The organism is Haloarcula litorea, assembly GCF_029338195.1.
GTDB lineage: Archaea > Halobacteriota > Halobacteria > Halobacteriales > Haloarculaceae > Haloarcula > Haloarcula litorea.
Genome location: NZ_CP119779.1, coordinates 1,386,472 through 1,409,151, shown reverse-complemented (window position 1 = coordinate 1,409,151; position 22,680 = coordinate 1,386,472). Strand labels below are relative to the sequence as shown.

30 protein-coding genes are annotated in these 22,680 nt (G+C 49.1%); 19 read left to right on the top strand and 11 right to left on the bottom strand.

What is annotated here, in order from left to right:
* Nucleotides 1–7: 7 nt before the first annotated feature.
* The 4 genes from P0592_RS07455 to P0592_RS07440 all read right to left on the bottom strand — a co-directional run bounded on the left by P0592_RS07455 (nucleotide 8) and on the right by P0592_RS07440 (nucleotide 2,125).
* The gene (locus P0592_RS07455; RefSeq protein ID WP_276273651.1) at nucleotides 8–259 is read right to left on the bottom strand and encodes a hypothetical protein; all 252 of its coding nucleotides are present in this window, start codon (nucleotides 257–259) and stop codon (nucleotides 8–10) included.
* Entirely contained in the window at nucleotides 259–597 is a 339-nt protein-coding gene (locus P0592_RS07450) for a hypothetical protein (RefSeq protein WP_276273650.1), read from the bottom strand. Before P0592_RS07450 ends, P0592_RS07455 begins: the two co-directional genes overlap by 1 nt.
* Entirely contained in the window at nucleotides 594–842 is a 249-nt protein-coding gene (locus P0592_RS07445) for a hypothetical protein (RefSeq protein ID WP_276273649.1), read from the bottom strand. The genes P0592_RS07450 and P0592_RS07445 overlap by 4 nt, the downstream gene beginning before the upstream one ends.
* 65 nt (nucleotides 843–907) lie before the next feature.
* The gene (locus tag P0592_RS07440) at nucleotides 908–2,125 is read right to left on the bottom strand and encodes a Cdc6/Cdc18 family protein (RefSeq protein ID WP_276273648.1); all 1,218 of its coding nucleotides are present in this window, start codon (nucleotides 2,123–2,125) and stop codon (nucleotides 908–910) included.
* 851 nt (nucleotides 2,126–2,976) lie between these two features.
* Between P0592_RS07440 and P0592_RS07435 the strand changes: the two genes are divergently transcribed.
* Both P0592_RS07435 and P0592_RS07430 read left to right on the top strand, forming a co-directional pair.
* Entirely contained in the window at nucleotides 2,977–3,522 is a 546-nt protein-coding gene (locus P0592_RS07435; protein ID WP_276273647.1) for a hypothetical protein, read from the top strand.
* A 3-nt stretch (nucleotides 3,523–3,525) separates the two neighbouring features.
* Nucleotides 3,526–4,104, top strand: a complete 579-nt coding sequence (locus P0592_RS07430) for a transglutaminase-like domain-containing protein (protein WP_276273646.1) — start codon at nucleotides 3,526–3,528, stop codon at nucleotides 4,102–4,104.
* A gap of 48 nt (nucleotides 4,105–4,152) precedes the next feature.
* Here the strand turns inward: P0592_RS07430 and P0592_RS07425 are convergent, their stop codons facing one another.
* Nucleotides 4,153–4,443: a winged helix-turn-helix transcriptional regulator gene (locus tag P0592_RS07425; RefSeq protein ID WP_276273645.1), complete on the bottom strand. Its 291-nt coding sequence runs from the start codon at nucleotides 4,441–4,443 to the stop codon at nucleotides 4,153–4,155.
* Nucleotides 4,444–4,892: 449 nt separating this feature from the next.
* Nucleotides 4,893–5,339, bottom strand: coding sequence for a hypothetical protein (locus P0592_RS07420; RefSeq protein WP_276273644.1), 447 nt, complete (start codon nucleotides 5,337–5,339; stop codon nucleotides 4,893–4,895).
* A gap of 99 nt (nucleotides 5,340–5,438) precedes the next feature.
* Here P0592_RS07420 and P0592_RS07415 point away from each other — a divergent pair, with 99 nt between their 5' ends.
* From P0592_RS07415 to P0592_RS07390, 6 genes are all read left to right on the top strand, one after another.
* A complete protein-coding gene (locus P0592_RS07415; RefSeq protein WP_276273643.1) occupies nucleotides 5,439–6,203 on the top strand; it encodes an amidoligase family protein in 765 nt (254 codons plus the stop codon).
* Nucleotides 6,196–7,023, top strand: a complete 828-nt coding sequence (locus P0592_RS07410; protein WP_276273642.1) for a class II glutamine amidotransferase — start codon at nucleotides 6,196–6,198, stop codon at nucleotides 7,021–7,023. Before P0592_RS07415 ends, P0592_RS07410 begins: the two co-directional genes overlap by 8 nt.
* Nucleotides 7,024–7,664: 641 nt before the next feature.
* Entirely contained in the window at nucleotides 7,665–8,420 is a 756-nt protein-coding gene (locus P0592_RS07405; RefSeq protein WP_276273641.1) for a hypothetical protein, read from the top strand.
* 39 nt (nucleotides 8,421–8,459) lie between these two features.
* Complete coding sequence (locus P0592_RS07400) at nucleotides 8,460–9,422, top strand: hypothetical protein (protein ID WP_276273640.1); 963 nt, start codon at nucleotides 8,460–8,462, stop codon at nucleotides 9,420–9,422.
* A 2-nt stretch (nucleotides 9,423–9,424) separates the two neighbouring features.
* On the top strand, nucleotides 9,425–10,288 hold the full coding sequence (locus tag P0592_RS07395) for a poly-gamma-glutamate hydrolase family protein (RefSeq protein WP_276273639.1): 864 nt from the start codon (nucleotides 9,425–9,427) through the stop codon (nucleotides 10,286–10,288).
* A gap of 889 nt (nucleotides 10,289–11,177) precedes the next feature.
* Complete coding sequence (locus P0592_RS07390) at nucleotides 11,178–11,846, top strand: metallophosphoesterase family protein (protein WP_276273638.1); 669 nt, start codon at nucleotides 11,178–11,180, stop codon at nucleotides 11,844–11,846.
* Between the two features lie 2 nt (nucleotides 11,847–11,848).
* Here the strand turns inward: P0592_RS07390 and P0592_RS07385 are convergent, their stop codons facing one another.
* The 4 genes from P0592_RS07385 to P0592_RS07370 form a co-directional block, all read right to left on the bottom strand.
* Nucleotides 11,849–12,214, bottom strand: coding sequence for a hypothetical protein (locus P0592_RS07385; protein WP_276273637.1), 366 nt, complete (start codon nucleotides 12,212–12,214; stop codon nucleotides 11,849–11,851).
* A gap of 65 nt (nucleotides 12,215–12,279) precedes the next feature.
* A complete protein-coding gene (locus tag P0592_RS07380; RefSeq protein ID WP_276273636.1) occupies nucleotides 12,280–12,456 on the bottom strand; it encodes a hypothetical protein in 177 nt (58 codons plus the stop codon).
* A 2-nt stretch (nucleotides 12,457–12,458) separates the two neighbouring features.
* Nucleotides 12,459–12,791 carry a hypothetical protein gene (locus P0592_RS07375; RefSeq protein ID WP_276273635.1) on the bottom strand — a complete coding sequence of 111 codons (333 nt, stop codon included), beginning with the start codon at nucleotides 12,789–12,791 and terminating at the stop codon, nucleotides 12,459–12,461.
* A gap of 8 nt (nucleotides 12,792–12,799) precedes the next feature.
* Nucleotides 12,800–13,345 carry a metallophosphoesterase family protein gene (locus tag P0592_RS07370; RefSeq protein ID WP_276273634.1) on the bottom strand — a complete coding sequence of 182 codons (546 nt, stop codon included), beginning with the start codon at nucleotides 13,343–13,345 and terminating at the stop codon, nucleotides 12,800–12,802.
* A gap of 135 nt (nucleotides 13,346–13,480) precedes the next feature.
* Here P0592_RS07370 and P0592_RS07365 point away from each other — a divergent pair, with 135 nt between their 5' ends.
* The 3 genes from P0592_RS07365 (at nucleotide 13,481) to P0592_RS07355 (ending at nucleotide 17,134) form a co-directional block, all read left to right on the top strand.
* A complete protein-coding gene (locus tag P0592_RS07365) occupies nucleotides 13,481–14,122 on the top strand; it encodes a hypothetical protein (RefSeq protein ID WP_276273633.1) in 642 nt (213 codons plus the stop codon).
* A 91-nt stretch (nucleotides 14,123–14,213) separates the two neighbouring features.
* Nucleotides 14,214–15,194, top strand: coding sequence for a hypothetical protein (locus P0592_RS07360; protein WP_276273632.1), 981 nt, complete (start codon nucleotides 14,214–14,216; stop codon nucleotides 15,192–15,194).
* Entirely contained in the window at nucleotides 15,191–17,134 is a 1,944-nt protein-coding gene (locus P0592_RS07355) for a hypothetical protein (RefSeq protein ID WP_276273631.1), read from the top strand. The genes P0592_RS07360 and P0592_RS07355 overlap by 4 nt, the downstream gene beginning before the upstream one ends.
* Nucleotides 17,135–17,159: 25 nt before the next feature.
* On the opposite strand, the gene P0592_RS07350 is transcribed toward P0592_RS07355, so the two are convergent.
* Nucleotides 17,160–17,948: a hypothetical protein gene (locus P0592_RS07350; protein WP_276273630.1), complete on the bottom strand. Its 789-nt coding sequence runs from the start codon at nucleotides 17,946–17,948 to the stop codon at nucleotides 17,160–17,162.
* Nucleotides 17,949–18,169: 221 nt separating this feature from the next.
* Here P0592_RS07350 and P0592_RS07345 point away from each other — a divergent pair, with 221 nt between their 5' ends.
* From P0592_RS07345 to P0592_RS07310, 8 genes are all read left to right on the top strand, one after another.
* The gene (locus P0592_RS07345; RefSeq protein WP_276273629.1) at nucleotides 18,170–18,310 is read left to right on the top strand and encodes a hypothetical protein; all 141 of its coding nucleotides are present in this window, start codon (nucleotides 18,170–18,172) and stop codon (nucleotides 18,308–18,310) included.
* The gene (locus P0592_RS07340) at nucleotides 18,310–18,744 is read left to right on the top strand and encodes a hypothetical protein (protein WP_276273628.1); all 435 of its coding nucleotides are present in this window, start codon (nucleotides 18,310–18,312) and stop codon (nucleotides 18,742–18,744) included. The genes P0592_RS07345 and P0592_RS07340 overlap by 1 nt, the downstream gene beginning before the upstream one ends.
* Nucleotides 18,734–19,219, top strand: coding sequence for a hypothetical protein (locus P0592_RS07335; RefSeq protein ID WP_276273627.1), 486 nt, complete (start codon nucleotides 18,734–18,736; stop codon nucleotides 19,217–19,219). The genes P0592_RS07340 and P0592_RS07335 overlap by 11 nt, the downstream gene beginning before the upstream one ends.
* A gap of 107 nt (nucleotides 19,220–19,326) precedes the next feature.
* Nucleotides 19,327–19,587: a hypothetical protein gene (locus P0592_RS07330; protein WP_276273626.1), complete on the top strand. Its 261-nt coding sequence runs from the start codon at nucleotides 19,327–19,329 to the stop codon at nucleotides 19,585–19,587.
* A 34-nt stretch (nucleotides 19,588–19,621) separates the two neighbouring features.
* On the top strand, nucleotides 19,622–19,948 hold the full coding sequence (locus tag P0592_RS07325) for a hypothetical protein (protein ID WP_276273625.1): 327 nt from the start codon (nucleotides 19,622–19,624) through the stop codon (nucleotides 19,946–19,948).
* Complete coding sequence (locus P0592_RS07320; protein WP_276273624.1) at nucleotides 19,945–21,702, top strand: coiled-coil domain-containing protein; 1,758 nt, start codon at nucleotides 19,945–19,947, stop codon at nucleotides 21,700–21,702. Before P0592_RS07325 ends, P0592_RS07320 begins: the two co-directional genes overlap by 4 nt.
* On the top strand, nucleotides 21,699–22,196 hold the full coding sequence (locus tag P0592_RS07315) for a DUF2283 domain-containing protein (protein WP_276273623.1): 498 nt from the start codon (nucleotides 21,699–21,701) through the stop codon (nucleotides 22,194–22,196). Before P0592_RS07320 ends, P0592_RS07315 begins: the two co-directional genes overlap by 4 nt.
* Nucleotides 22,193–22,564, top strand: coding sequence for a hypothetical protein (locus P0592_RS07310; protein WP_276273622.1), 372 nt, complete (start codon nucleotides 22,193–22,195; stop codon nucleotides 22,562–22,564). The genes P0592_RS07315 and P0592_RS07310 overlap by 4 nt, the downstream gene beginning before the upstream one ends.
* Nucleotides 22,565–22,680 lie beyond the last annotated feature (116 nt).

The following is a 22,680-nucleotide window of genomic DNA, read 5'->3' as shown; positions in this document are numbered from 1 at the left end:
TCAGGCATCACCCTGTACTGTCCAGTAGTGTTTTCTGCTTTTTCTCAGACTCAGGAAGCACCTGCTCTACGTTGTTGCCTTCCTCGTGGTATTCAATCCAGTCTTCCTCGATGAGCTCCTCAAAGCACTCATCGACATCAGCTTCCAGATGCACAGGCTCAAGATGCTTCTTCGTCTTCTCCAGGAATCTATCCTTATCGTGGAATACTGAGTTGTTGAGCTTCGCTATGATGAAGCCCTTCAAACGCTCCTTCTCCACTACCGATTCTCACCTTTGAATCCCATCTCTTCGAGATCAGCGATTTTGTGGTCAGTATACATCATATCAGAAACTTTGTCCTTCTCCCAGGCTTCTTCCTTCATTCTCTCTTTCGTGCCAGTCATCACGATTTCGCCAAAGCGAGTATGTTTGACGGGAGAGCTTCGAACTACTGAATATTTGTCACTATCATACGGTAGCTCTGTCTCAGGATATTCGAATCTATGGTTGCAATCTTGTTCTACATTATCCCCATCTTCATCTCTGGCATTATCGAGTGCTTCAGCTTGGTTGTAGGTGACCTTGGTCCCACATTTCTTACAAACTAAGTCACTCACTGCTGATGCTCACCGTCGAGGTACTTCTTCAAGGATTCAGCTTCAACAGAAGAATCGGTACCAGAGGCCTGGTCCTGCATACTGATCGCTGTAAAGTCTGAGTTCTTCGCCCGTTTCACTATTCCGAGGTCTTCGTCCTCTTCGTCTTCCTGCTGCTGTTCTCGATGGTTTTGAACCGCTTTTGGAACGGAATTGATCTCAGGTTGTGGAGTGACCTGAACTGTACGTCGATCTGCTGCTGTCATCGTCTTAACAAATAGTTATGATATTTTATTTATAAATCTTTCTCAGTAATGAGCACCGCCTGGATCTATTCGTAGCCGAAAACCTCCTCATCCATGTACTCGACAAAGTCCTCTCTGACTTCTTCTTCCTCGATTTCAACATTTACAGCATTAGTGTTCCCTCTACCATCCTTCACAGTGACCGTCTCAGTTGAAATCAGGCCCAACATATCCAGATCTTCGATGATGTTGCGGCGCTGTCGTTCACCCACAGGATTCACATCCTCATTCCTACAGACTTTCTCATACTTACTGAACAGGTGCTTGTACTTCGGAGATTTTCGCTTCTCTTCGAGGATAGAATACAGCATTATCTTCTTCTGCTTTGGCAGATTTTTAGCTGTCTGCAGTACCGACTCTCTTTCAACTCGGACTTTGGCCTCATCGACGTGTTTCTTCCTGACCTTTTCGAACTCATTGTTCTCAGCAATCTTCCCGGCCTTTCGGAGAATCCGGATAGCTTTCCGAGCGTCACCCTGCCCTTGAGCTACTTGAGCAGCAATCTTGCCTACAACACCTTCTTCCAGGGCATGGCTTTTGAAGGCCTTCTCAGCACGGACTCGAAGAATCTGTCTTAGCTGGTTGGCGTTGTAAGGAGAGAACTGGATAGCGTCATCAGCATAGCGTGACCTGTTTTTTGGATCAAGTTGGGTAGTGATATTCGCGTTATTTGTGACACCGATAATGAGGAGACTGCCATCGCTGTTGTTCATAACGTCTTTCCGGGCCTCATACAGCTTCTTGAGAACAGTGTTACCGTGGTCCTTTCGCCCGTTTTTGTTGAAGAGCGCATCTATATCGTCCAGAACTATGGTATAGTTGAGATCCCTCTCCTTGATTTCCTCCCGCAGTCTTTGATAATACATACTGAGATCACTACCGTTGTAGTCTAAATCGAGATCTTTGGTGAGTTTTCGGAGTACCTCTCGCTCGTTTTCTCTGTCCTCGATGTATGTGTACACGAAGTCGAGACCTACGTTGGTCATCTCAGTCTCGAGTTCGTCAAGAACTGATTTGACGACGGTTGTCTTGCCATAGCCCGTATCGCCAGTCACCATAAAGGGGACAGCGTGTTCTCCTTGTGGTAGTCTCTGGAGAGTGTTGGTCAGCTTTTTTATCTCTTCATCTCGCCCTACAATATCGTCTATGTCTGGGATATGTTCGTAGCTGAGTGGGACTTCTGAGTTGAATATGGGATTTTCTGAATAGTTTCCGAAGATTGTTGATGATTCCGCACCTGTCATAGGAATAAATTAAGTATTCAAACAATTCTTTTTATACCTTTTCTTCAAGCATTTCTTTGATTTCCGCAGAAGTACTGCTTTCAACAGAGTTGCCTGTGTCACACCATTTCCGGAGAAGCTCCGATCAAGCATAGATTGACTCCGAGTGAACTGGAATCTCACTATCGTCCTTATAAAGAAATGACTATCTAAGAAATATAATAAATGAAATATACCATATAACACTGTTATATTCTGTTTCTCTATATACCTAGTTTCTCCGGAAATCGTCACACACAGATGCATGACGTCTTTAAAAAAATCGCTCGGTAGGTAATTTAGCATAGTCACTTCCTTTATCCTAGTTTTGACCCTCGATTCATCACCTGTCAGTCGTAAAAAGTCGAGATCTCGTTCCTCCGGAAATCTCAAATAGAAAATTCTGAGACTTACTTCTATATTTCCACAGTATAAGTTGTCTCTCCACCGTTTTCCGTCACCGTTTCCGGAGAAACTCCTTATCAGGGAACCCAAGAGGGGTTCCAAAGGGTGCCCCACCTCCAAAAAATTTCCAAGGGGTGTTTATAAACGAGGTCCTGGTCGCTTGGCGATCTACAGCGAATCTGTACATCGCCTCTAGTGGCCGAAGAGCGGTTCGAAATTTTCTCTGTTTTGATCGAAACGTGCTCCTATATTTCGGGCCGTTAAGGCCTATAACCGCCCTTTTGCCCTACCGTTTCGAACCGATTCTGTAGACAACTGTGTAGAGCGCTCTGACCAGCGATGCTGGATCTTGTGTGATCCCGCCTGAGTGCCTGATTCTTTTGGTGTTGGAACTGGTTACATCGTGGTAAGCGAGAGGCTCACAACACATGGGTAAGGACTACGACTCGTTTGGGGATTTCTTCAACGATGTTGCTGAGCAGTATGATGAAATGGATGATACTGGCTTTGACAGCGATGAGTCTCCGTCGCTGGGAAAGTTTGTCACTGACTTAGCGAGAGCGGCTTCTGAAGCCAGTGAGGAAGACCGGAAAGAGGGTGTGGAGCGTGAAGGTATTGATGCCACTCAGGTTGAGAATAGACGGGGAGAGCGCGGTCGTGAGATTCCTGACCCTCCGAGCCTTGATGACATAGATCTGGGTTCTTCGGATGATGGAATGGCTCAGAAAATGCATAGCCGGGGATTGGAGGTTGCGGATTTAAGCCCTGAGCAGGTTATAATGTTGCAGCAGCGTGGAGTGATTGATGAGCATCAGGCCTCGATGATCTTGGGAGGTAGGGATGTTGATATGCCTCGGGATGATGGTTCTCCGGGACAAGAGGAGCGTTCTGAGGGCCGTGATGACGGTTCGAGCGTGTCAGTGGATGAGATGGTTGACCGATTCCAGGAAGAGATGGAAAAGAATCAGCGGTGACGGATGCAGCGTGAAGAGTTTTTTAAATATGCTGCTCCGGAGCGGTTTGGGTTCGTAGATTCTGCGTTGAAGGATTTTTTTGAGCCGACTCGTTTCCCTGAGTACGTTGTGAAGGCTTGTGGCCTGCATTATTTGCTGGCTGAGGCCTCTACGTATGAGCGTACTGGGAGGACTCCTTTTGATCCTGGTGAGATGATGCACAAGTTGAAGGGTGATTGTCAGGACCAGAGTGTGTTGTTGGCTTCTATGTATTTGGCGGGAGGCCTTGAGGTACGTTTTATTCGTGTGGATAGTCCGGTCGGTGAGCTTCATGTGTTGCCAGAGGTGTACTGTCCTGTTTCTGATCCTGATTTGATTGCGGATGTTTTGACGGAGTTTTATAGTAGGGAGTTGGGTGTGGGTATTGGAGATGTGGCGTGGGAGAAGGAAGCTGGTCGGGATGGTTTTTGGTTGATTGCTGACCCGATTTTCTCTGAGTATGTAGGTGATCTCAGTGATTTAGAGCATGATGGGTATGTAGAGTTCTTCGGCGGTAACGGTGATTGGGAATGGGTGGAGCTGTTTGATGTACATAGGGGTTGAGTGGAGATTCTACTAGGTTTTGGTAGACGTCAATAAAATATCTCTGAGTTAGGCCTCTTGGTAGCTGGCGGCGTCAGCAGGCAGATTTGCGACTTCGAGATATTTCTGCCGAAGGTAATCTGTAAGAGCTGCTTTCTCTTCTTGGTGAAGGTCCTCCCAAGTTTCTTCGATTTTGGTGACGGTTCCTCTGTTTATGTTGAGTCGTTCTGCCAGCTCGCTCTTATTGAGGCCTGGTGATTCTATGATATACTGGCTGAGGACTTTGAGCTGTCTGTCGCGGTTTTTGTTGCTAAACGGGAAGTCTTTGAGTAGTTCTTCGATCTCGGGTTCTTTGACCATGTTATCTACCTTACTGTTGTTTAACAAAAGTGATATTTATAAACATAATGCCGATACTGCTTCTGCGTCAGAACACCAACGAGCAGAATATTATTACATAGAACTAAACATAAAAAGAAAAAGACGAGCAGAGTCGTCGATAGAATATGATCGAGGGCAACCGCGATCTCGGAGATCTGGTAGAGTTTATTGATTCCACGGATTCCATCTTCAGATAGCATATCTCTCTGAGCTGCAGCCGCATCGACCTCCAGGCCGTATGAATCGACAAGCGGGGGTTCTTCTCCCCACAGCTTCTATTCTGAAGAGAGCAGAGACAGGTGTTTAGAGCATCTGGAAGGCGGCAGGGTTCTCCCTACAAATTTGGAGCCACCAGTGTTCTATGGCTCAGAAAATCTCTGTCTCAAGGTCTGAAGGCTGGATTATTGGAAAAGATGGTTAGAGGAGCTTTATAGCTCCTCCACCGTTATGACTGTCTTCACGTTTACAGGCCTGATGAACTTCTTATAAATCTCCTCTACAACGTTTTTGAGAGTCTCGACGGATTCTTTGAGGGTTTCTTCGCTGTAGTTCGCTGGAATCTCAAACTCTACTCCGTCGCTTATTCCTACGGTTCTTAGAAGGCCTATGTTGATTTGTCCTTGTTCTACGTAACTTCCGCCGAATTTGTCGTTCTTTCCTGTGAAGTATTCGGCCATCTCTGAAGGCCCGTTTCTCTCGTACTGTCTTTTGTAGAAGTTGTGGAAACTGTCGTCTCCGTTTTTCCATTGGCTGGATTGGCCTGTGTTTTCTGTTTGGAAAAATTCCTCTATGTCTTCGGTTGTTTCCATGTAGAAGAGGATTTTTCCGTTGTCTTGTCGGTGGACTATGGCTTTGAATAGGTCGCCTTCGTCCATGTCTTGTTCTTTGAAGTCTTGGTAGTCGGTCAAGGTTAACCACCTGTATGGTGATTATGTTGATATTTTTATAAAAGTAAAGCCATAATCGTGGTATAGGTGATATGGATTTCAGGCCTATGGATAGACAAAGTAGGTATAGAAGTTGAATGTGCTATAGACAAGAATCTTCAAAACCGGAGAAAAGAGGTTGCCCGATTCAGGAGAGAGTACGACAGTTCAATAACTACAGAAAAGCCACAGGCAGAGAGTAAAGAGTACGTCAGCGACCCAGTGGATTATCCAGAAGAGATTGAAGATCTTGAGACATCTGTTAGAACCCTCTACGGCAAGATAAGAGAGATAAATGCCTCAATGGGGCTTCATATCCACGTTTCGATGAACAAGGACAAGCATTACTACCGGCTCACATCTCTCAAATTCCACGACTACTTTATTGACCGAGTAAGAGACAGCGACCTCTGGAGTAAATGTCCGAGACTCCGCAAAAGAGTGAAAAACAGGGATAGTCACCCGTTTAGCCGATCAGCGACTTACGGACACTACTGTAAGCCGATTAAGGATAACTACACAATCGACAAACAACTCGATAGTCACTCTGGTAAGTACCGCAGAATCAATTATATGAAGCACAAATATGACACAGTAGAATTTCGGCTTTTTCCGGCTATGGAGTCCCCCAGTAAGGTAATGGAAGCAGTAGATTTAGTCACTACTTCAATTAATGCCTATCTCAGAGAAGGCCTTTACAGCGATTCAATCGGGACAGAATTAACCAAAAATGACGCAGTAGGCAGTCCAAGGCCTGAGAAAACCATCTCAATAGAAAGCAGTGTCGACAAAAAGGTGAATCACGATGTGTGAAATCTTCTTTATCCACGGTAAGAACAAAGCAGTTCAAAATCAGAATTTCCTAAATTTCCTGCTCACAGCGATAGAAGAGGCCTCAACCAGTAACGCAGATGGATTCGGAGTTTTCAATGAAGAGGGAGAGGTCTACAAGTCAGAAGAGCGGTTCAGCTACGAGTATTTGAGTGAGGTCTATAAGAGATTCAACGATAGCCGTTTTGTGGTCCTCCATCTTCGCATGGCTACTGAGGGAGCAGTGATTAAGAAGAACAGTCACCCGTTCCGGCATAACTCCAACATCCTTGTTCACAACGGTATGGTTACAACTCCCTCAATCTACGAGGAAGGACGAGCAGATAGCTACCAGATGCTCAGGGACATCTACAAACGGAAGGGACACGATACGGTGAAAGCAGTCAAGCAATCCCTTGAGAAAACCAGCGGCAGTGTGTCCGTCTTCCTCTACGACTACAAGGACGACCTCTACTACTTCAGAGACGGCAGCGACTTCACATTCGCAGAAATACCCGACTCTAACGAGTTAGTAGGAGCAACAAGAGAATCACGACTCTACACGGCCTTTGGAGAAGAGAATCTGAAAATCAGGTATCCAGAGGAGAACCAGATTTACCACCTCAAAGATGGAGAGATACAGGAAATAGCCGACTTTGAGATGGAGAACATCACTCGGTCATCAACAGATTCAGTCTACGGATACGGTCACGGCTACGGACGCAGAACCAACGTCATCAAGGAGAGTGACTACGAGAAATATAAGAAAGAGAAAACAAGGAGAGAAGAAGAGAACCAACCATTGAAAGAACTGTTCGAGTAAGCAGATTGACTGTGGTATTTCGAGGCCTCAAATCGAGTCTATCCTGAGGCCTCATCTTTTTCTCTTTCAGCTCCATTTTCCAGCGAATATTTTCATCCCCTGTTCTACGTTGTTACCTACTTTCTATTTCTCGGGTTTACCGGAGTCTGGACGAACCCTGTTCTATGTGATTTTGCTGTTCTACACGGTGTGTAAACCTGTATTTTAGGGTGTATCGTTTTCATCTGGTACACGGGGTGTTTGAGGTCTGGAACAGGGGTGTAGAACACGGGGTGTGTTCCGTCTTCTCTGATCTAGATCCAGAGCCTCGATAGATAACGGGTTATACTGAAACTGGCCAAATCAAGATCTCCGAATATATCAAGCCAGTAGGATATGATCCTATGGTTGATGGGGCACCTCGAAACAGGCAATAACATACCCCCTCTGATGATTATATCTACGGAGTATTTCCCGAGAAAGCTTCTGCTCTATCTATCTTGTTTTGAAGAGACCGAGGATCCAATGCTTCGACTCTCCACCAGTTCATAATGATTAATTATTCAGTATTTTATCGGCAATTCTTGCGATGCAGCGCGAAACCTTTACACTGCAATCATTTAACAGGGCAGAGACGTCTATATCTCAGGTAAGAAGCAGTTATGTTGGGAACTGCTGCGCGGAGAATCAAAGAAAAGATTCTAGAACTGTTGACCGGACGCGAAGCGGCCTACGAAAAATACGACCAGTACCACTACGTTGAGATCCGCGGTGAAGACAAAGTCGATCTCGTTCACCGAGCCGACGTACCAGAAGAGTACTTGACGGGGAAACATCGGCAGATGAGCCATGAAGAGTTGAGGGAACAGCCTCCGGAGGAAGACGAGGAGAAGGACGTGAACGGCCTCAGAGACGGCTACTCGTTCAACCGTGGCAACGAGCGGATGAAACAGGCCCGGTCAAATCAGTATAGCCAGGAGTCAGCGAAGAAGACTGCGAAACGCGCCACCAACAACAGACACATCTTCAACGACGTAATGAACGATCCTGGGGTCGTGGAAGCTGATTCTCAGGTGGAAGCCTTGGCGCAGATCGCTGAGTCGAATCCGGGCTGGCTTTCTAACGTCGAAGTCTCTGATATCAACCCAGATATCTCTAACAGCGATGTTGAAGCTGAGATGGAAGACGGTGACGCGGGGCAAGGCAGTGATGCTGGTGAGGACGGTTCTGACGGTGCAGGTGACGGAGATGTGTCTATGGACGGTCCTACCGTCAAGTCGAACGCTGAAGCGGCTTTAAACGGTGGTGACGGCTCTGGAGATGCAGGAAGTTCAGGCGACGGCGGTGATGCTGGTGACTCAGGAGGTATGGGTGATGGCGGAATGGGCAGTGGTGGGATGGGAGACGGAGGTATTTAGAAAATACTTGCTATGAATAGTGAGCAGCTCAAGAATCGGATGGAGTCAGCGCTCGACGAGATGGATATCGATATGGACCTCGATGGTGTCGAGGATGTCGGTGTTTCCACTCCGTCCGTAGAGGAGATGGGGGATGGTACTGAGGTGATGAGTGCTCAGATGACTTTGCTCGAGCCTGTCGAGGATAACATCAATAGGCACGGGAACATCACGCTTCGTGGTACGGTCAGGGATAATCAGTGGGAGGTTGAGGTCCGGAAAAGACCTGTCTGCCCCAGCTGCCGGACGGTGATGGGAGGTCAGGGCCGTGCGAACAAGCTTCACGGGCGCTGCACTGTTTGCCGGACTCGGACTTGTGAGAACTGCGCTGGAAGATGCGAGGCCTGCGAAGTGATTCTGTGTCAGGATCACAGGTTTGGTTATGGTCCTCACCAGGCTGCGTACTGCGACAGCTGTCTTCAGCAGGTTAAGGAAGAGGTTGAGTTTCAGCGCCGTTTGGAGGTGTGGGAGAAAGAGTTCCAGGCGTGGCAGGAACAGGTGCAGCATATCCGGCAGTTGGAAGAGGCAGAGCTTCAGAAAGAGTTGGAGTTGAAGAAGCAGCAGATGAAGCAGCAGGCTGAGCTTGAGAAAGAGGAGATGCAGCATCAGCGCGGTTTGATGGAGACGGCGATGGAGCAGGAGACGAAACGTGAAGAGATCCAGCGGAAGGATGAACGGCAGCGGGAAGAGATGCGTCTGGATCACGAAGAGTCGATGCGGCAGAAGGATATCGAGGAGCGACGGCTGGATAAGGAGTGGGAGCAGCAGGACTGGGAGATTGAGAGGGAACGGAAAGAGCTTGAGTTCCAAGAAGACGAGCATCGCTGGGAGAAGGCGGATAAAATGATGGATATGGTGGAAGGTATGATCGACCTACAGGACGAATACAAAGACGAGGATTCCGGCGTCGTCGAAGTCGAGTCCGAGGTTGTCGAATCCGCTGAACAGCTACCGGACATCTAACTATGACACTCAGCACAGGGAAGACAAAAGGCCTCGAGGACAAGTACCACTGTAGTATTTCACAGGAAGTAGCTGACCGGCTGGGGAAGAAGCCTGGAAGCCATGTGCGAGTTGAGAACGGGCCGATCAAGGCCTATGCTGTCGTCGACAAAATCCACGGCGACAGTTCTGTAGCGTTCAAGACCAGCAGTGACGGTTGGGACAGGATCCTTTCCAGTCCTGGTGACGACGTCGAGCTCCACTCTACGGTTCCATCCGGTGATTACGTTGAGGCCTGGATGGAGGGAGGTTTAGCTGAGACGCTTTGGGAGAGCAGCGGCGACAGGGTGTTGATCAGTTGTCCTCACGGCGGGGCTGCAGAGGTGAATACGGATGTGATGGGTGCGCATTGTGCGAAGATGCTGATGGGGGCTGGTGTCCCGGTGACGACGTGGATGTGCCACGGTTTCGAATCTTATTACGACAGTAAGGATTCGTACAGCCGGTGGCATTTGAAAGAGCCGGTGAAGGCTGTTGATGCGTATCCTCAGCTGCAGAAGATTATCGACCGGCGTTTTGACTACGTTGTCGGGTTTCATCTGCAGAGTATCAAGAAGCACCGTGATCTGGTTATGGTTGGTGGACAGGCCTCTGATGATATTCGCAGGTTGGTGGCGGAGTCTCTGCAAGACGCATTGGGTAGTTATGCGGATGTTGCTTGGAGGTACAGCGAGTTCAGGTTGACTGGTAGAGGTGATTTGAACTCGATCAACTACTTCGCCAAGAACGGTGAGGGGATCCAGATTGAGATGCCGCCGAAGGTATGCAGGAACAAGTTCAAAACAGTTCCAAGGGCGGTGAAGAACGTGTTATTAGATCACTTCTGACCCCTAGGTTCTGGGACACTTCCAGTTTCAGGGATTAAGCCTCTGTAAAGGGTAAAACTGAACAGGGTGACAGTAGCTATCAATATTTATGCGTGATGAAAGACGACCAACAGAGCCGAGATGGGAAGATCTTCCAGCTGCTGAACTCCGCCGGTTAGATGACCTCGCGGCCCAGGAGAAGCTTGAGGAAGAGCTCCGACAGATGGACCTTGAATCGCACGAAAAGAGACAACTGCTGGAAGACTTAGCTGCAGAGGAGGCGAAAATACAGCAAGCCTTTGATTCTCTTCCGAACATTCTCATCGCTGCCCGTTACACCGATTCAGCACTTAACGCCGTGTCATCTAGCGATTATAATTCAGAGTGCAAGAACTGTGGCGCAAAGCCGTTCTCTGAGGGCCCTCATCACAGCAGTAGTTGCTCTCGGAATCAAGATCAACTTGCCATCAGTACGGATCTTGCTCACCGGTATAGTTGCACGCACTGTGGAGCCCAACCTTTCGTTGCTGGCGCTCACCACCAGAGGGACTGTCCACGCCGAATTAAGAAGCATATTGAGAGATCCGTGACTGGGGACTACGATTATTCAAAGACGTGTAAGCACTGTGGGGTAAAACCGTTTTCTCAAGGGCCACACCACGACTCAGATTGTAAGCGGAACTGGAGTTACTCAGCGTATGAGACAGAATTAGCCCACAAGTATGAATGTTCCAAATGTGGCGCGAAGCCGTTCGTGGCCGGACCACATCATAAAAAGAATTGTGGGCGGCATTTCTACTGAGTCATAATTCTGCCTCTTAGAGCCCCTGTTTTTAACGTTGATTTGATCTCCTGCTGAGAGATAATTCCACGATACATCTTTATGGACTCGCCTAAATAAGGTGTATGCATGAAGCTGGCTGTTATCTCAGACATCCATAGCAACCTCACCGCTCTGGAGGCTGTCCTTGAGGATGTTCCTGGTGACATCGACGAAACGATTTGCTTGGGCGACGTTGTCGGCTACGGCCCGAACCCCTTGGAGTGTGTTCGGAAGGTGTGGCAGCACTGCAGCACTGTTTTACAGGGGAATCATGACCGGGAGTTCGTTAATCCAGAAGGCTACAGATGCAATAGTCAGGCACGGGAAGGGCTGAGGTACAGCAAAAAACAGGTCAAAGGAAAGTACAGAGAATGGCTTCAAAATCTTCCCCGTACAACGGAGTTCCTCGACGGCGACATTCTCCTGGCTCACGATCACCCAGAACAAGTGGACCGATACGTCACGCCAGATGAGTTCTCAGACGTAAGACAGTACCTCGACGACTACGAGGCCTGTTTCCTCGGTCATACCCATGTCCCGGGTGAGAAGGTTGTTGACAACCGGTTGATCCTGAATCCTGGAAGTGTTGGCCAGCCTCGTGACGGAGATTTTCGGGCAGGTTACGCCGTCGTTGACACGAGTGATTGGAGTACTGATCTGCGCCGAGTCCGTTACAATATTTCTGATGTGAAAGGGGAGATTGCCCGTGCTGGTCTTCCAGAAGGTATTGGTATGCGATTAGGTTACGGGCGGTGAGTTCAGATATCGACTTCTTTACTTGCTTCTTCTATTTTCTGGGGTGCTTCCATCTTCAATTGGAAGCCTTCCTGGATCTTCTGCTTGAGATCTTGGCCGGTCAGTACCTCGGTTTCGAAGGTTTCCTCGTCGACGGTGATGTAGTAGTACCTGTACGTTGTTTCGTCGAGATCTTCCTTTTCGCAGAACACCCAGAGGCCTTCGCTGGGTAGGTACCCGGCTTTGCCGTCGTAATACAGTTTGCGAGGAACATCCACTCTTCTTTCTGTTCCAGTGACTGCGGTCTGAGCTATGGCGACCAAGGACCCTTCCTCGCAGTATTTTTCAGTGGAATCGAGGATTGCCTGTGCGAGCTCTGCGTCCGTCATCTCATCTGGACTTTTTTCAGTCATTGTGCCAGTGCTGCTTGCCTGAGTTCTTCGTCAGTCATCGGTCATTCGCTGCAGTTCGGGCATTTGAGAATCTCAGCTCCGATTCCACTGGATTTCCAGGTTTTCCTGCTTCCGCAGTTGCTGCAGTAGTCGCTTCCGTTATCGTCGTGGTTGTCGTTGCAGCTGTTGTCGTCGTGGTTGTCGCCGCAGACTCTGCAGTTATCGAAGAAGTCGTGCATATCTATGAGGTTGTATGTGGTTCCCAGCCTTCGATTCGTTCATCAGGAACCATTTCTCTCACTGAGTCTTCCCAGTGCTGGTCGAGCAAGTCGTAGACCTCGTCGAACTTTTTCTCCAGTAGGAGATCTTGCACCTGCATTGCTTCGTCGACGCCGAGGTAAACTGTGAGCTCCTCTCGAATGGTTCCAGTGATGGAGAAGTACGATAGTTCCTCTCCTTGGGTTTCTCCAGATAGCGGCAGGTCTACGTTGTGGTCTTCTGCGGCTTTTTCGAGGGCTTCGACCATCTTGTAGGCCTTCGGTACTCCGTAACCGTCGTACAGCTCTTTATTCATATCTGGGATCACTCTCTTGCTTCGATTTGGTCCATCCATTCGTCTTGTTCGATGGAGTTGAGGACGTAGTCGACTTTCACAGGCCGGTAGTCAGTGAGCTCAACGGAGACGTTGGCCAGCTGCTCTTCCGGGTTGATGAACGGGTACTGTTCGGGATGGTTGTTGTGGTGGTGTCCGTGGATGATCCAGTCGTCCCAGAAACGAGGCGCGTTCTCAGGCCTGTGCGTCAGCAGGTACTCCTGGTCTCCCTGGGACAAGGTGTAGTACTGGTGCGTGTTCAGGTCAGAAACGTATCTTCCGGGGTCGTCGTGGTTCCCTTGGATGAAGACTACTCTACCGTTCAACTGTTTGAGCCAGTTCCGTAGTTGGTCTTCTTCTGCGAAGAAGCCGAGATCTCCGAGGAAGAATACGACGTCGTCGTTGCTCCTGACTTCTTGGTTCCAGTTCTCGATCAGGGTTTGGTTCATCTCCTCGACCGAGTCGAATGGCCTGCTGCAGTACTCGATGATGTTCTCGTGACCGAGATGGAGGTCGGACGCCAGGAAGCGAGTCATCTGTAGCCTGTAGTTTCTGTTTAGGCATCCCCACCGTTTATGGTTTTTCATAAAATTCTGACTTGGTGGTTAGAGGTCCCTCGATTTGGTTCACCAGAAAGCTGAAGGGCTCTTTGAGAGCAATCGGTAGACAGAGTGAGTGGTTCTGAGCAGGCTTCGGTCTACGTCTTCGGAGATAATCATAGAGATCAGCGTGAAGAAGTAGAGCAACGACTGTACTCTGTCATCCCTGAGAGTGCTGAGGCCTTAGTGATGGAGCACAGCAAGAAGACTGGAGGTGAGGAACCCTCGCAGTGGGCCTTGCTGAAGAATCCGAGTATGCTCTTTCTACAGTTGCTGGTAGCAGGGTGGCAGAAGAGGAAGCGAGCGTCATCTAACAGGGTTACAGAGGGCAGTCAGACAAGCGTAGCAGAGGAAGTGGCTGAGGAGTTAGAGCTGGAGATCAAGTACACCGACTTGTCTTGGCTTCAACGATTCAACCGTCAACCTCTGTATCTGACTGCAGCCTCGTGGATAGCGTTTTTGAGCTTGTTTCTGGGATGGATTCTCCTTCCGTTCCTGACGCTTCTATCAATAGCCTTGGTTCCAGCTGTAGGTCTCTGGTCGCACCGAGTCCATATGGAGATGCGAGATGAAGAGATGGCCGGAGACCTGAGGAAGTACGGAAAACAGTACTCAGGAATGGTGTTCTTCGCGGGCGACAGCCATATCGACTCAGTAGGAGAATTGCTTGACTGCGAGTTCAAAATCGTGGAGAAAGAAGAATCCAGGCCCTGAATCCGTCAAGTTAGAAACCCGTTAAGGACAGTTGTTCTTGTTGAGAAAGACCACCGTAGGTTCTATGTTACAGACCTCTCAACGGTGTTTTATGGTAGAGTGTAACGGAGTTGCTATCTATCGATGTATCAAGGAAGACGATGAGTTGGTGGAATTAGCTGTTCTTGACTCTACGCAAATTGAGGAAGAAGAGAATGAAACGGTCAAAGAGGTCTCACAGAGTCTAATTAAGGATTTAATCGGAGATCACAGCATCGGAAGTCGAAGAAGCACTCCTGATTACGGCGATAGTAAATCGGCACGGATCCACGAATACACAGAGAGTGCTGAGGTGGAACGAGAAAACGGCTATGTCACTAAAGAAGTGCTTGAGGAATTGCGTCACAGTACGAACCTGGCGGAAAATTCTCGTGCTATAGCTGAGTGGTACCTTGACGAGACTCAGTCACGATCTGATCTTATTCTGGTCATTCCCTATACTTACGAGGAGCAGAATTTCGTCGGGATAATAAAGACGCCCTATCTTGATGACGCATACCAAACGGATCCGTCTGATATTCTACGGGAAGCTCAGCAAGTTATCCGTGAAGACACTCATAAAGGGATCATCCACCCGCGATATGATTTCTCTGTTGGAGAAATTGACACTGGGGAAGCTAAAGTCTATCAGAGCGGAGGAGGGCAACAGTACGCAGACTACTGGATAGGATTCGTGAATTTAGCCGACAACAAGGTAGAGGATGAGGAGCTGGTTAAATCAGTAGCAGATGGTAGTGGCCCAGTCGCTGCTATCCAATCGTCTTCAGAGTTCTCGGATCTACCTGACCGCGTTGATGACGAGAGTGTTTTAGATGGGAGAATAAACATCGAGATCTCAGGTATTTCGTTAGATGTTGATGTCGGTGATTTGGCTGAGGGGAGAGTCCGTCTCGCAGAAAAAGATGGGAGCTACTTCGTGATTTTCACCGGCGGAGACTTAGATGTGGAAGCTAGCGATGGCAGCACCAGTCAAGAACTCCCGGATCTAAATGAGTTTGAGGACTTGGAAGAGGCCCTCGGCGACTATCTATGAATCTTGAGGAAGTCGATTACTTCCTACAGCATTTACAACCCCTTCAGCAGAAAGGCTGTATCGAAGAAGGTCTTCGGAATATAACTGCAGTATTGGATCCGGATAGACTTACACGAGGTGAAACTGGTGCAGTCCTTTCGAATATCTTAAACTATACTTCCGTAATTCAGGACTGCAGTATTGACATAAATGCGGATGGTTTCAGCGAACATCTTTTCCGCATCACAAGTACTGGAGTAACCCTGCAGGAAGATGGTATTGAGTATTTAGACGAAGAGACAGACGTCAGCGCTTCCAGATATCGTCGAGATATCAACTCCCACGCTAGCAGCGGAAGAGAAGGTAATGTCGTATACGAGTTGGTTAATCTCCTTCAAGAAATATCGAATACACCCTACGAGGTCGATTCTACAATTCTAATCAATAAGTCCGAAATTCTCGATATCTGGATTTCGAGCACGACAAGTTGGTCAGTAGATCCTGAGAGGTTGTATCTGCAGTTCTGGTTCGAGATTGAGAACTTCGTCAATTGGGTGGACAGCAGAAATCTCGTCGAGTACGCTTCTGAGATGTTCTCAGCTGAGGAAATGCCGATGCTTGTTTACCACAGCAATAGCACTGGGATGGATTTGAATGGAACTGAGTATTTCCCTGTGTTTGCGCTCTCCGAATCCCCGCAATATCTCTCAAGCCAATATGATTCCTACAGGAATAAGATGTCTTCAACCCGAGAGAACACCTCCTACTTCCATCAAGTACCGGCGATCTCACCATCTCTTTTCGCAGAATCGCCTTCGCTACGGACCGTATTCAAACCAGCTTTTGTCTACTCTGTCTTTGCAGTCTTCTCCGATAGAGTTGCTGTATCAAATTCCTCTTTCTTGTTCTCAGCTGAATATGGACCTAACACGATCGATAGAGACGAAGTCAATATTGAGGAGTTCTCTTCAAACCTTTCAGAAGAACAATTGGCAGATTTAGCTGATTTGTATCAGGATTTTGCCCGGAGAGAAGACCGGGCGAAATTTGTGGAGTTCTGGCGGCGAAGTATGCTACAGAACTGTGATGGAATCACCGACATAATCGATGAGATTGCGGATATACGGAAGAGCTACCAGTTCATAGAGAGCGAGGTGATTGAGAAGAACTTCGATGAGCTGAGTGACGCGGTCCGTGACACTAATGCCTTCATGACGGAGATTACTTCACAGGTTTCGGATACCACGACTGCTCTTTCTGATGAGATTCAACGGTTAGTTTTCGCTCTTCTGGGTGCTATTATAGCGAATCTTTTCTTGATCCTTCGCTGGAGTAACTTTGACACTGTTATCCCGTTCTCTCTGTTTGTTGTGAGTGCGATACTGCTGTTCTATTTCCCACTTATTGATCGAAGGATCGAGGAACTGGAGGAGATGAAATCCAAGGGTCAGGAAGACTATGAAACGTACAAAGACCTGATTTCGGATTTCACGGGTCAGGCCTTTGATTTCGATGACCTGGAGACCCGGAAGGATGAGTATCTCTCGTACGCCGATGAGAGGCTGCAGTGGTCAAGGCGGAAAATCAGACAGATACACGCAGTTTTGCTGCTTACAGGGTTACTGTTTGTATTCTTCGCTAATCTCCAGTACGAGGTCTTCACTATCCAAGTCGCGTTCTCAGGAGTGTTCTTCCTCTCAGGCTCGTATATTACCTACAGAACTCATACACAGACCGACGAGTACAGTTACCATAGACTTGACTTGAATCCATTTGGAGGGAGTCCTTCGGATTCAAGAGATGGGGACAGTGAAGGTGATGATGGAAGCGGTGAGGACGAAGAGAGCGATGAAGAAGATCAGACACCAACGAACTACCTACCACTAATTGTGTCAGCCCTGTCTTTAGCAGCTATCGTTGTCCACCTGGTGGTAGCCTATCCATTTGGACCTCAAGGGTAGAAGCGTGGAGTTAACTCTTCTCCAACTATATGTTTCGCCAGACACGAAAGAGGACCTGAGAGGCGTGTCGGGCCTGCTCCTGGTAGTCTTCCATCTCGCTTTCAGTAATATTGGTTTCGATGGAGTGGGCCTCTGCGTTGGCGTCTTGCCGGAAAGCGTTTAGTTCGTTGATGAAGTCGCTGTCAAGGCCTCCAGAGAGATGCTGGAAGTCGCCGAGGTTCTCCTCGAAGTTGTTGATGAGCGTGCTGAAGTTCTTGAACCGGTGGTTGTCGGGAAGGTAGTACAGTTCTATCTGCTGTTTCCCGTACTGGTCCCGGAGGATGTCGATAAGCAGATTCTCCAAGAGTTTCCGGGTCAAGACGAGTGTGGCGTCGTATATGCCGAGGCTGTAGCAGCGGTTGATGTCCTCAACTAGATCCGGGTAGAATGTGCCCGGTACGTTGTCGATGTCGAGAAACTGTTCAGAGTGAATGGAGATCTGTGGCGCAGTAATCCCGGCTGGTTCTCTGTCGTCGTCTTCCAAGACTTCCAAGGCTGGGTACTGTTGAAGCGTATCTTGGTCGGGATCTGCCATCGTGTACATTCGCCGCATAATCCCGAGTGCTACGTCTTCGTCGTCGCTTGCTACTGACCGTAGGAAACGTGCTGCGGTTACTTGTCGGTCTTCGTCTCCGAAGTGCCAGCTCCGGTAGAACCGGTCGATGTTCGTTGCTTTGCTGTGGACGCCAAATTCGGTTGCGGCCATCTCCCAGTCATTTTGCGTGAGATCGTTCTCGACGGCGAACCGAGAGAATTGGCCGATGAGGGCCTGCATAGGATCCTGAGACATAGATGAGTGATTCAGTGGTCAGCCACCTGTAACTACCGCCCGCTTGGATTAGCTATAAAAAAGTAGTAGGTAGTAGTAATGTATGGAGTTAGAATGCCAGAACTGTGGCAGGGAATGGGATTACCAAGGCGACTCTGACTACTACGCCACCTGCCCCAACTGCAAATCATCAGTCAAAATCAGCGAACAGAAGGTGAAACAGTAGAGTGGGAGATCTCGTAGATACTGAAGCCCAGATCGGAGAACTCAGTTTCAACATCAAGAAAGAATACGAATGCCCTGACTGCGGTTCTGTCCACGTCCTGGATCTCGATGTCGACGGTGAAGTTGAGGTGACTGTCTACTGATGAGCTCTATTCCGTTACCGGAGGAGGAATGGGTTTTCTACATCCATCCGACGGGCCATATGCTGTACCACAGGGAGGAGATCGAAGGCGAGGTCCGAGAGTTCCCGGTCTACACTCACGCAGCTGTGGAAACCTGGCACTTCTCAGAAACTCATTCAAATGCTAAAAACGGCGGTCAGTACGAGGTAGAAGAGCCGTCGAACGATTTCTGGGAAGGCATAGGCCTGATCCACGACTTCCTCCAATCCGATGCTCAATCTCAGAAGAAGGAGATGCTTCAGGCGGTCAGAGAACTTGGCCAGGAACTGCCGTACCACGAGGCAGAGGCCTTAGACCGGTTATTCGCCACGCTCAGAAATCTGGATGAAGAGCCTGAGGATGTCCGTGAGCTTCAGGCCTTGTTCTCCGAGGTGAGATCCAGCAGTGAGAGATGAGGTTGACTGGCCAGAGTGGTTTGACCCGGAAGTTGCGTCAGAGGGAGAAAAAGCGATGATTAAGCAGGAATACGTTGACACAGAACCTCAATCTGTCGTCTACGGAGTCGAGAAGGACGGAGAGCTAATCTCAGGACTCTATCACAGTGAAGCAGATGCTGGTCTTTACGCCTACGAGGAAGATGGGAAGGTCGTAGAGTTAGTGAAGCGTGGAGAGGCAGCAGTTCTCGACAAACAAGTTGAGCCCCTTGCTGAACTCGCCCATCGGCTTTGGACGCATTGGAGCCAGCACATCGCTGAGGAGGAAGACATCAGTGAGCAACGGCTCGAACGGTGGAAACAGCTGTGGATGCCTTACGAAGACCTGGGTGAGGAGGACAAGGAAGACGACCGGAGACTCGTCCAGAGGTTCCTTTCCGAGAAACCTGACTACGATGCTGAAATCGATACTACGGGTGATACCCAATCAAGATAACAGAAGGCGCATTTTGGACGGCAGTTGCAGCAGTACTGATCGGAGCATTTCTATTCACAACATTCGGATTCGGCTCAGCACGAGGTGAATCGACCTACACAGGCTACGTGGTAGACACGGAGATCGACAAGGGATTCATCTTCAGAACCAGCCAGGTACATCTGAAGACTCACCCACGTAGCAGTGCAGTCGAAGAGTTCTGCCTGGTCAGCGACAAGCAAGAGCAGAAGGCGGAGCAATACCTCAGGAACCAGCAGAAGGTGACAGTGACGTATAGCAGGCCTCTCTGGGTCAGTCCCTTCACCTGTGATGCTCAGCTCTCGATCGTGAAATCATTCAACGAGACAAGCGGGGTGAACACCCCGTGAACCCTCTATTCTTCAATATCGGTGTATAGATACTATGACTGAATCTGATTACAGAGTTGGCGATATCGTTGTAGACAAGGAAGACGAAAATCCTGACAAAGCGGTTGTGGTCCGGAAGACGGATATGCGGATCAAGGACTGGGAGGTCGAATCCGGCACGACAGTCTACGATACTAATCCAGAATACGATGAGGACGAGGACACAGTTCTCGTAGGCTTCAAAGACTATCTGGATGAACAGTGGCCTGAGTGGGAGGATGTCGACGACCCTGAAGATCTCTATTACGATATGATGGATAAGGGTCTGAAGTGGTACTGCTTCCCTGAATCCAGGCTTGTCCCTGAAGGTGATATAGAGTGAGTGAGGGCAGAATAGAACTTGGGGAGGTATCCTTTGACCCTACCGACATTCAAGATTTCAGATTATCTGTAGAAGGAACATCCGACACAGGGAAGACGAACACTTTGGCAGTGATTCTCGAGGATCTTTCCGAGGTCAGTATACCGACTCTGATTGTGGAGCGTGTCGGCGCTCTCTCAACGGTCAGGCACGAAGACGATGATATCGTTGTAGTCGGTGGGAAAGAAGAGGAAGCAGTCGATCTTGTCGTTCCTCTCCAGGAACTCGACCAGATCGGAAACTGGGTTCTGGACAAGGGGATGAAGATCCTTCTCGACGTCTCAACCTACTCGGACTACACACAAAGTGAGAGCAGAGTCCACGAGGCAGCTGGAAAAGCTGTCCGCTCGTTAAACGACCGGGCTCAGGAGAAGTACAAGGCAGGGAGCAGGACCAAGTCGCTACTCGTCATCGACGAGGCGCATTATATGGCTCCGAAGGACAACGCCCCTGAGCCGGAGCTGGATGACAACGTGAAGATGTGCAGAGGCCAGATCATCAAGGCCTGCACTGAAGGAGGAAACAAAGGAATCAGCACCATCGTCTCCTACCAAAGGCGGGCGTTCCTCCACAACGGCGTTATCTCCCTGTGTAAGGACTGGATTGTCCACGGCTTAGCGAATGAAGACGCAGCGAAGGTAGCGAAGAAACTGAATATCGACAGAGATCTGATCGACGAACTCGGTGTCGGAGAGATACTGGCCCGTGGCGACAACTTGACTGGTGGAGAGCTGGTCGGGCCTACGAAGGTTCGGAAGCGTTCCAGTCCTGATCCTCGTGAGGAAGAGTTCGAGATACCTGAGACCAGTGCAGAGAAGCAGGAAGTCCTGAACGAGATACAGGAATCGATCGAGGATCGGATGGAAGAACGTGAAGAAGAGAAAAGCCGAGTCGAAGAGCTCGAGGAGAAGGTAGAACAGCTACAGGATGATAAAGAGGAGATGCAGGAGGCCTTGGAGAACCGTGAGGAGCTACGGAAGGCGTTGAAGGGCCTGAATGAGACAGATTCTTCCTCAAGTCAAAACGTCCAAGAAATCTCTGAAAGAGCAGAGGAGCTTGAGGAAGAGAACGAGGATCTGAGAAACCGTTTGGAAGAGAAAGAAGACCAGCTTCAGGAGATCCGTGAGGAACGTGACCGGCTTCAGGTGGATTACGAGGCCTTGGAGGAGAAATTTGAGTCCAGGCTTCAGGGTTTGAACTCTCTGCGTTCAGCGTTCCAGCAGCTGGGTCTCGCCTCTGAGGGCGAAGTCACTGTGGAAGGTGGTGTCTCCGAGGACGACGTCGAGAGCATTGTTGAGGACAAGCTAAGCGAAGCCGACACTGGTTCGACCGGAGGATCGGTTTCCGGTATCGAGGACCTCGTGCTTTCAGACTTCCAGGAGGATGCAGTGGATAGCCTGATGGACGAGGTTGAGGACTTGTCTCAGCGGCAGAAGAAGCTGCTGCTGTTCATCGAAGTGAAGGGCAAGAACTTGTCCTCGAAGAAGGACTGGGCCAACGGAGCTCTCGGATTCAAGAACGGCGACGTCTACAACGATATGAACGACTTACAAGAGCGAGGGTTCGTCGAAAAGAATGCAGCCGGGAACGTCAAGCCTGCTACGGAGCAGAAAGTCAGAGATGAGTTGAATCCTTACGACCCAAGTGATAGTGACGTCGAGGATGTGAAGAAACAGCTTCTCCAGAAGGTCAAGGAAGGAGGTGATAGTGAGTGAGGCGTTTCTATGATCCGGAGCACGGCACTGCAGTCTTGGATTTAGTAGCTGAGTATGAGGCAGTTGAGACCGTAGATACGGAGACCGGCGTGAATCTGGATTTCGACGAGGATGGTAAGCTGGTGTCCGTGGAGATCTGGGCGTCCGATAGGATTCCTGAGGAGTTCTTTCAGACCAGTGAGGCAGACATAGATGATCTCAAATCAGTTGCTGAGGTTTTCATTACGGAGACAGGTACTCCTGGATGCGATATTTTGGCTGATTACTACAGTGATCCTGAGACTTCAGCACTTGAGGAAGGAGACGAACTGGCTGCGAAGAAGGATATCCATCTCTGGCTGGCTGATCTGAAGAAGGCGATGGACTTCGACTCCAGGGAAGAGGCCGAAGGTGCTCGGAAATTGGTGGAGCAGGCAGGCCTTCAGCTTGGTACTCACGGCAGGCAGATCTTGGAGGAAAAAATCGAAGACGACGGAGAGGGTGAGCAGAGTTGAAGAAGTTTCTCTTGGTGACGAACAGCGGGCAAAAGGGATGCCGCTGGCATATCTTCCAGCAAGGTGACGAGGAGTGCCTGTGTAAGAAGTACTCGGCTGGCCAGGTCGATGCGAAGGATTCCCAGAAAACAGTGACAGACGGGGAACTTACCGAACTCCTCTGGGAGGACCAATCGCCAGGCCTCGGGTCTTGGGCAGAAACCTGCCGCGAAAAGACGTTAGAGCGTTTGACTGGTGAGAAACAGTTCTCCTGCAGTATCTGCGGCCAACCGATCTCCAACATAAGCGGATTAAAGATCCACGTCTCTCGGACTCACGGAAAACCGATGGAAGCAGCTGAAGAGATGGCAGCAAAGGGTGGTGCCTGAATCGGATTCAGTGCGCTAATTGATTTCTACCGAGAAGCGTGGATACTTATCCCATTCCACGCAGCGGTCTATATCGCTGCTCTTTGCTACCTGGTAAAGAGGGTTAGGAGATTTTA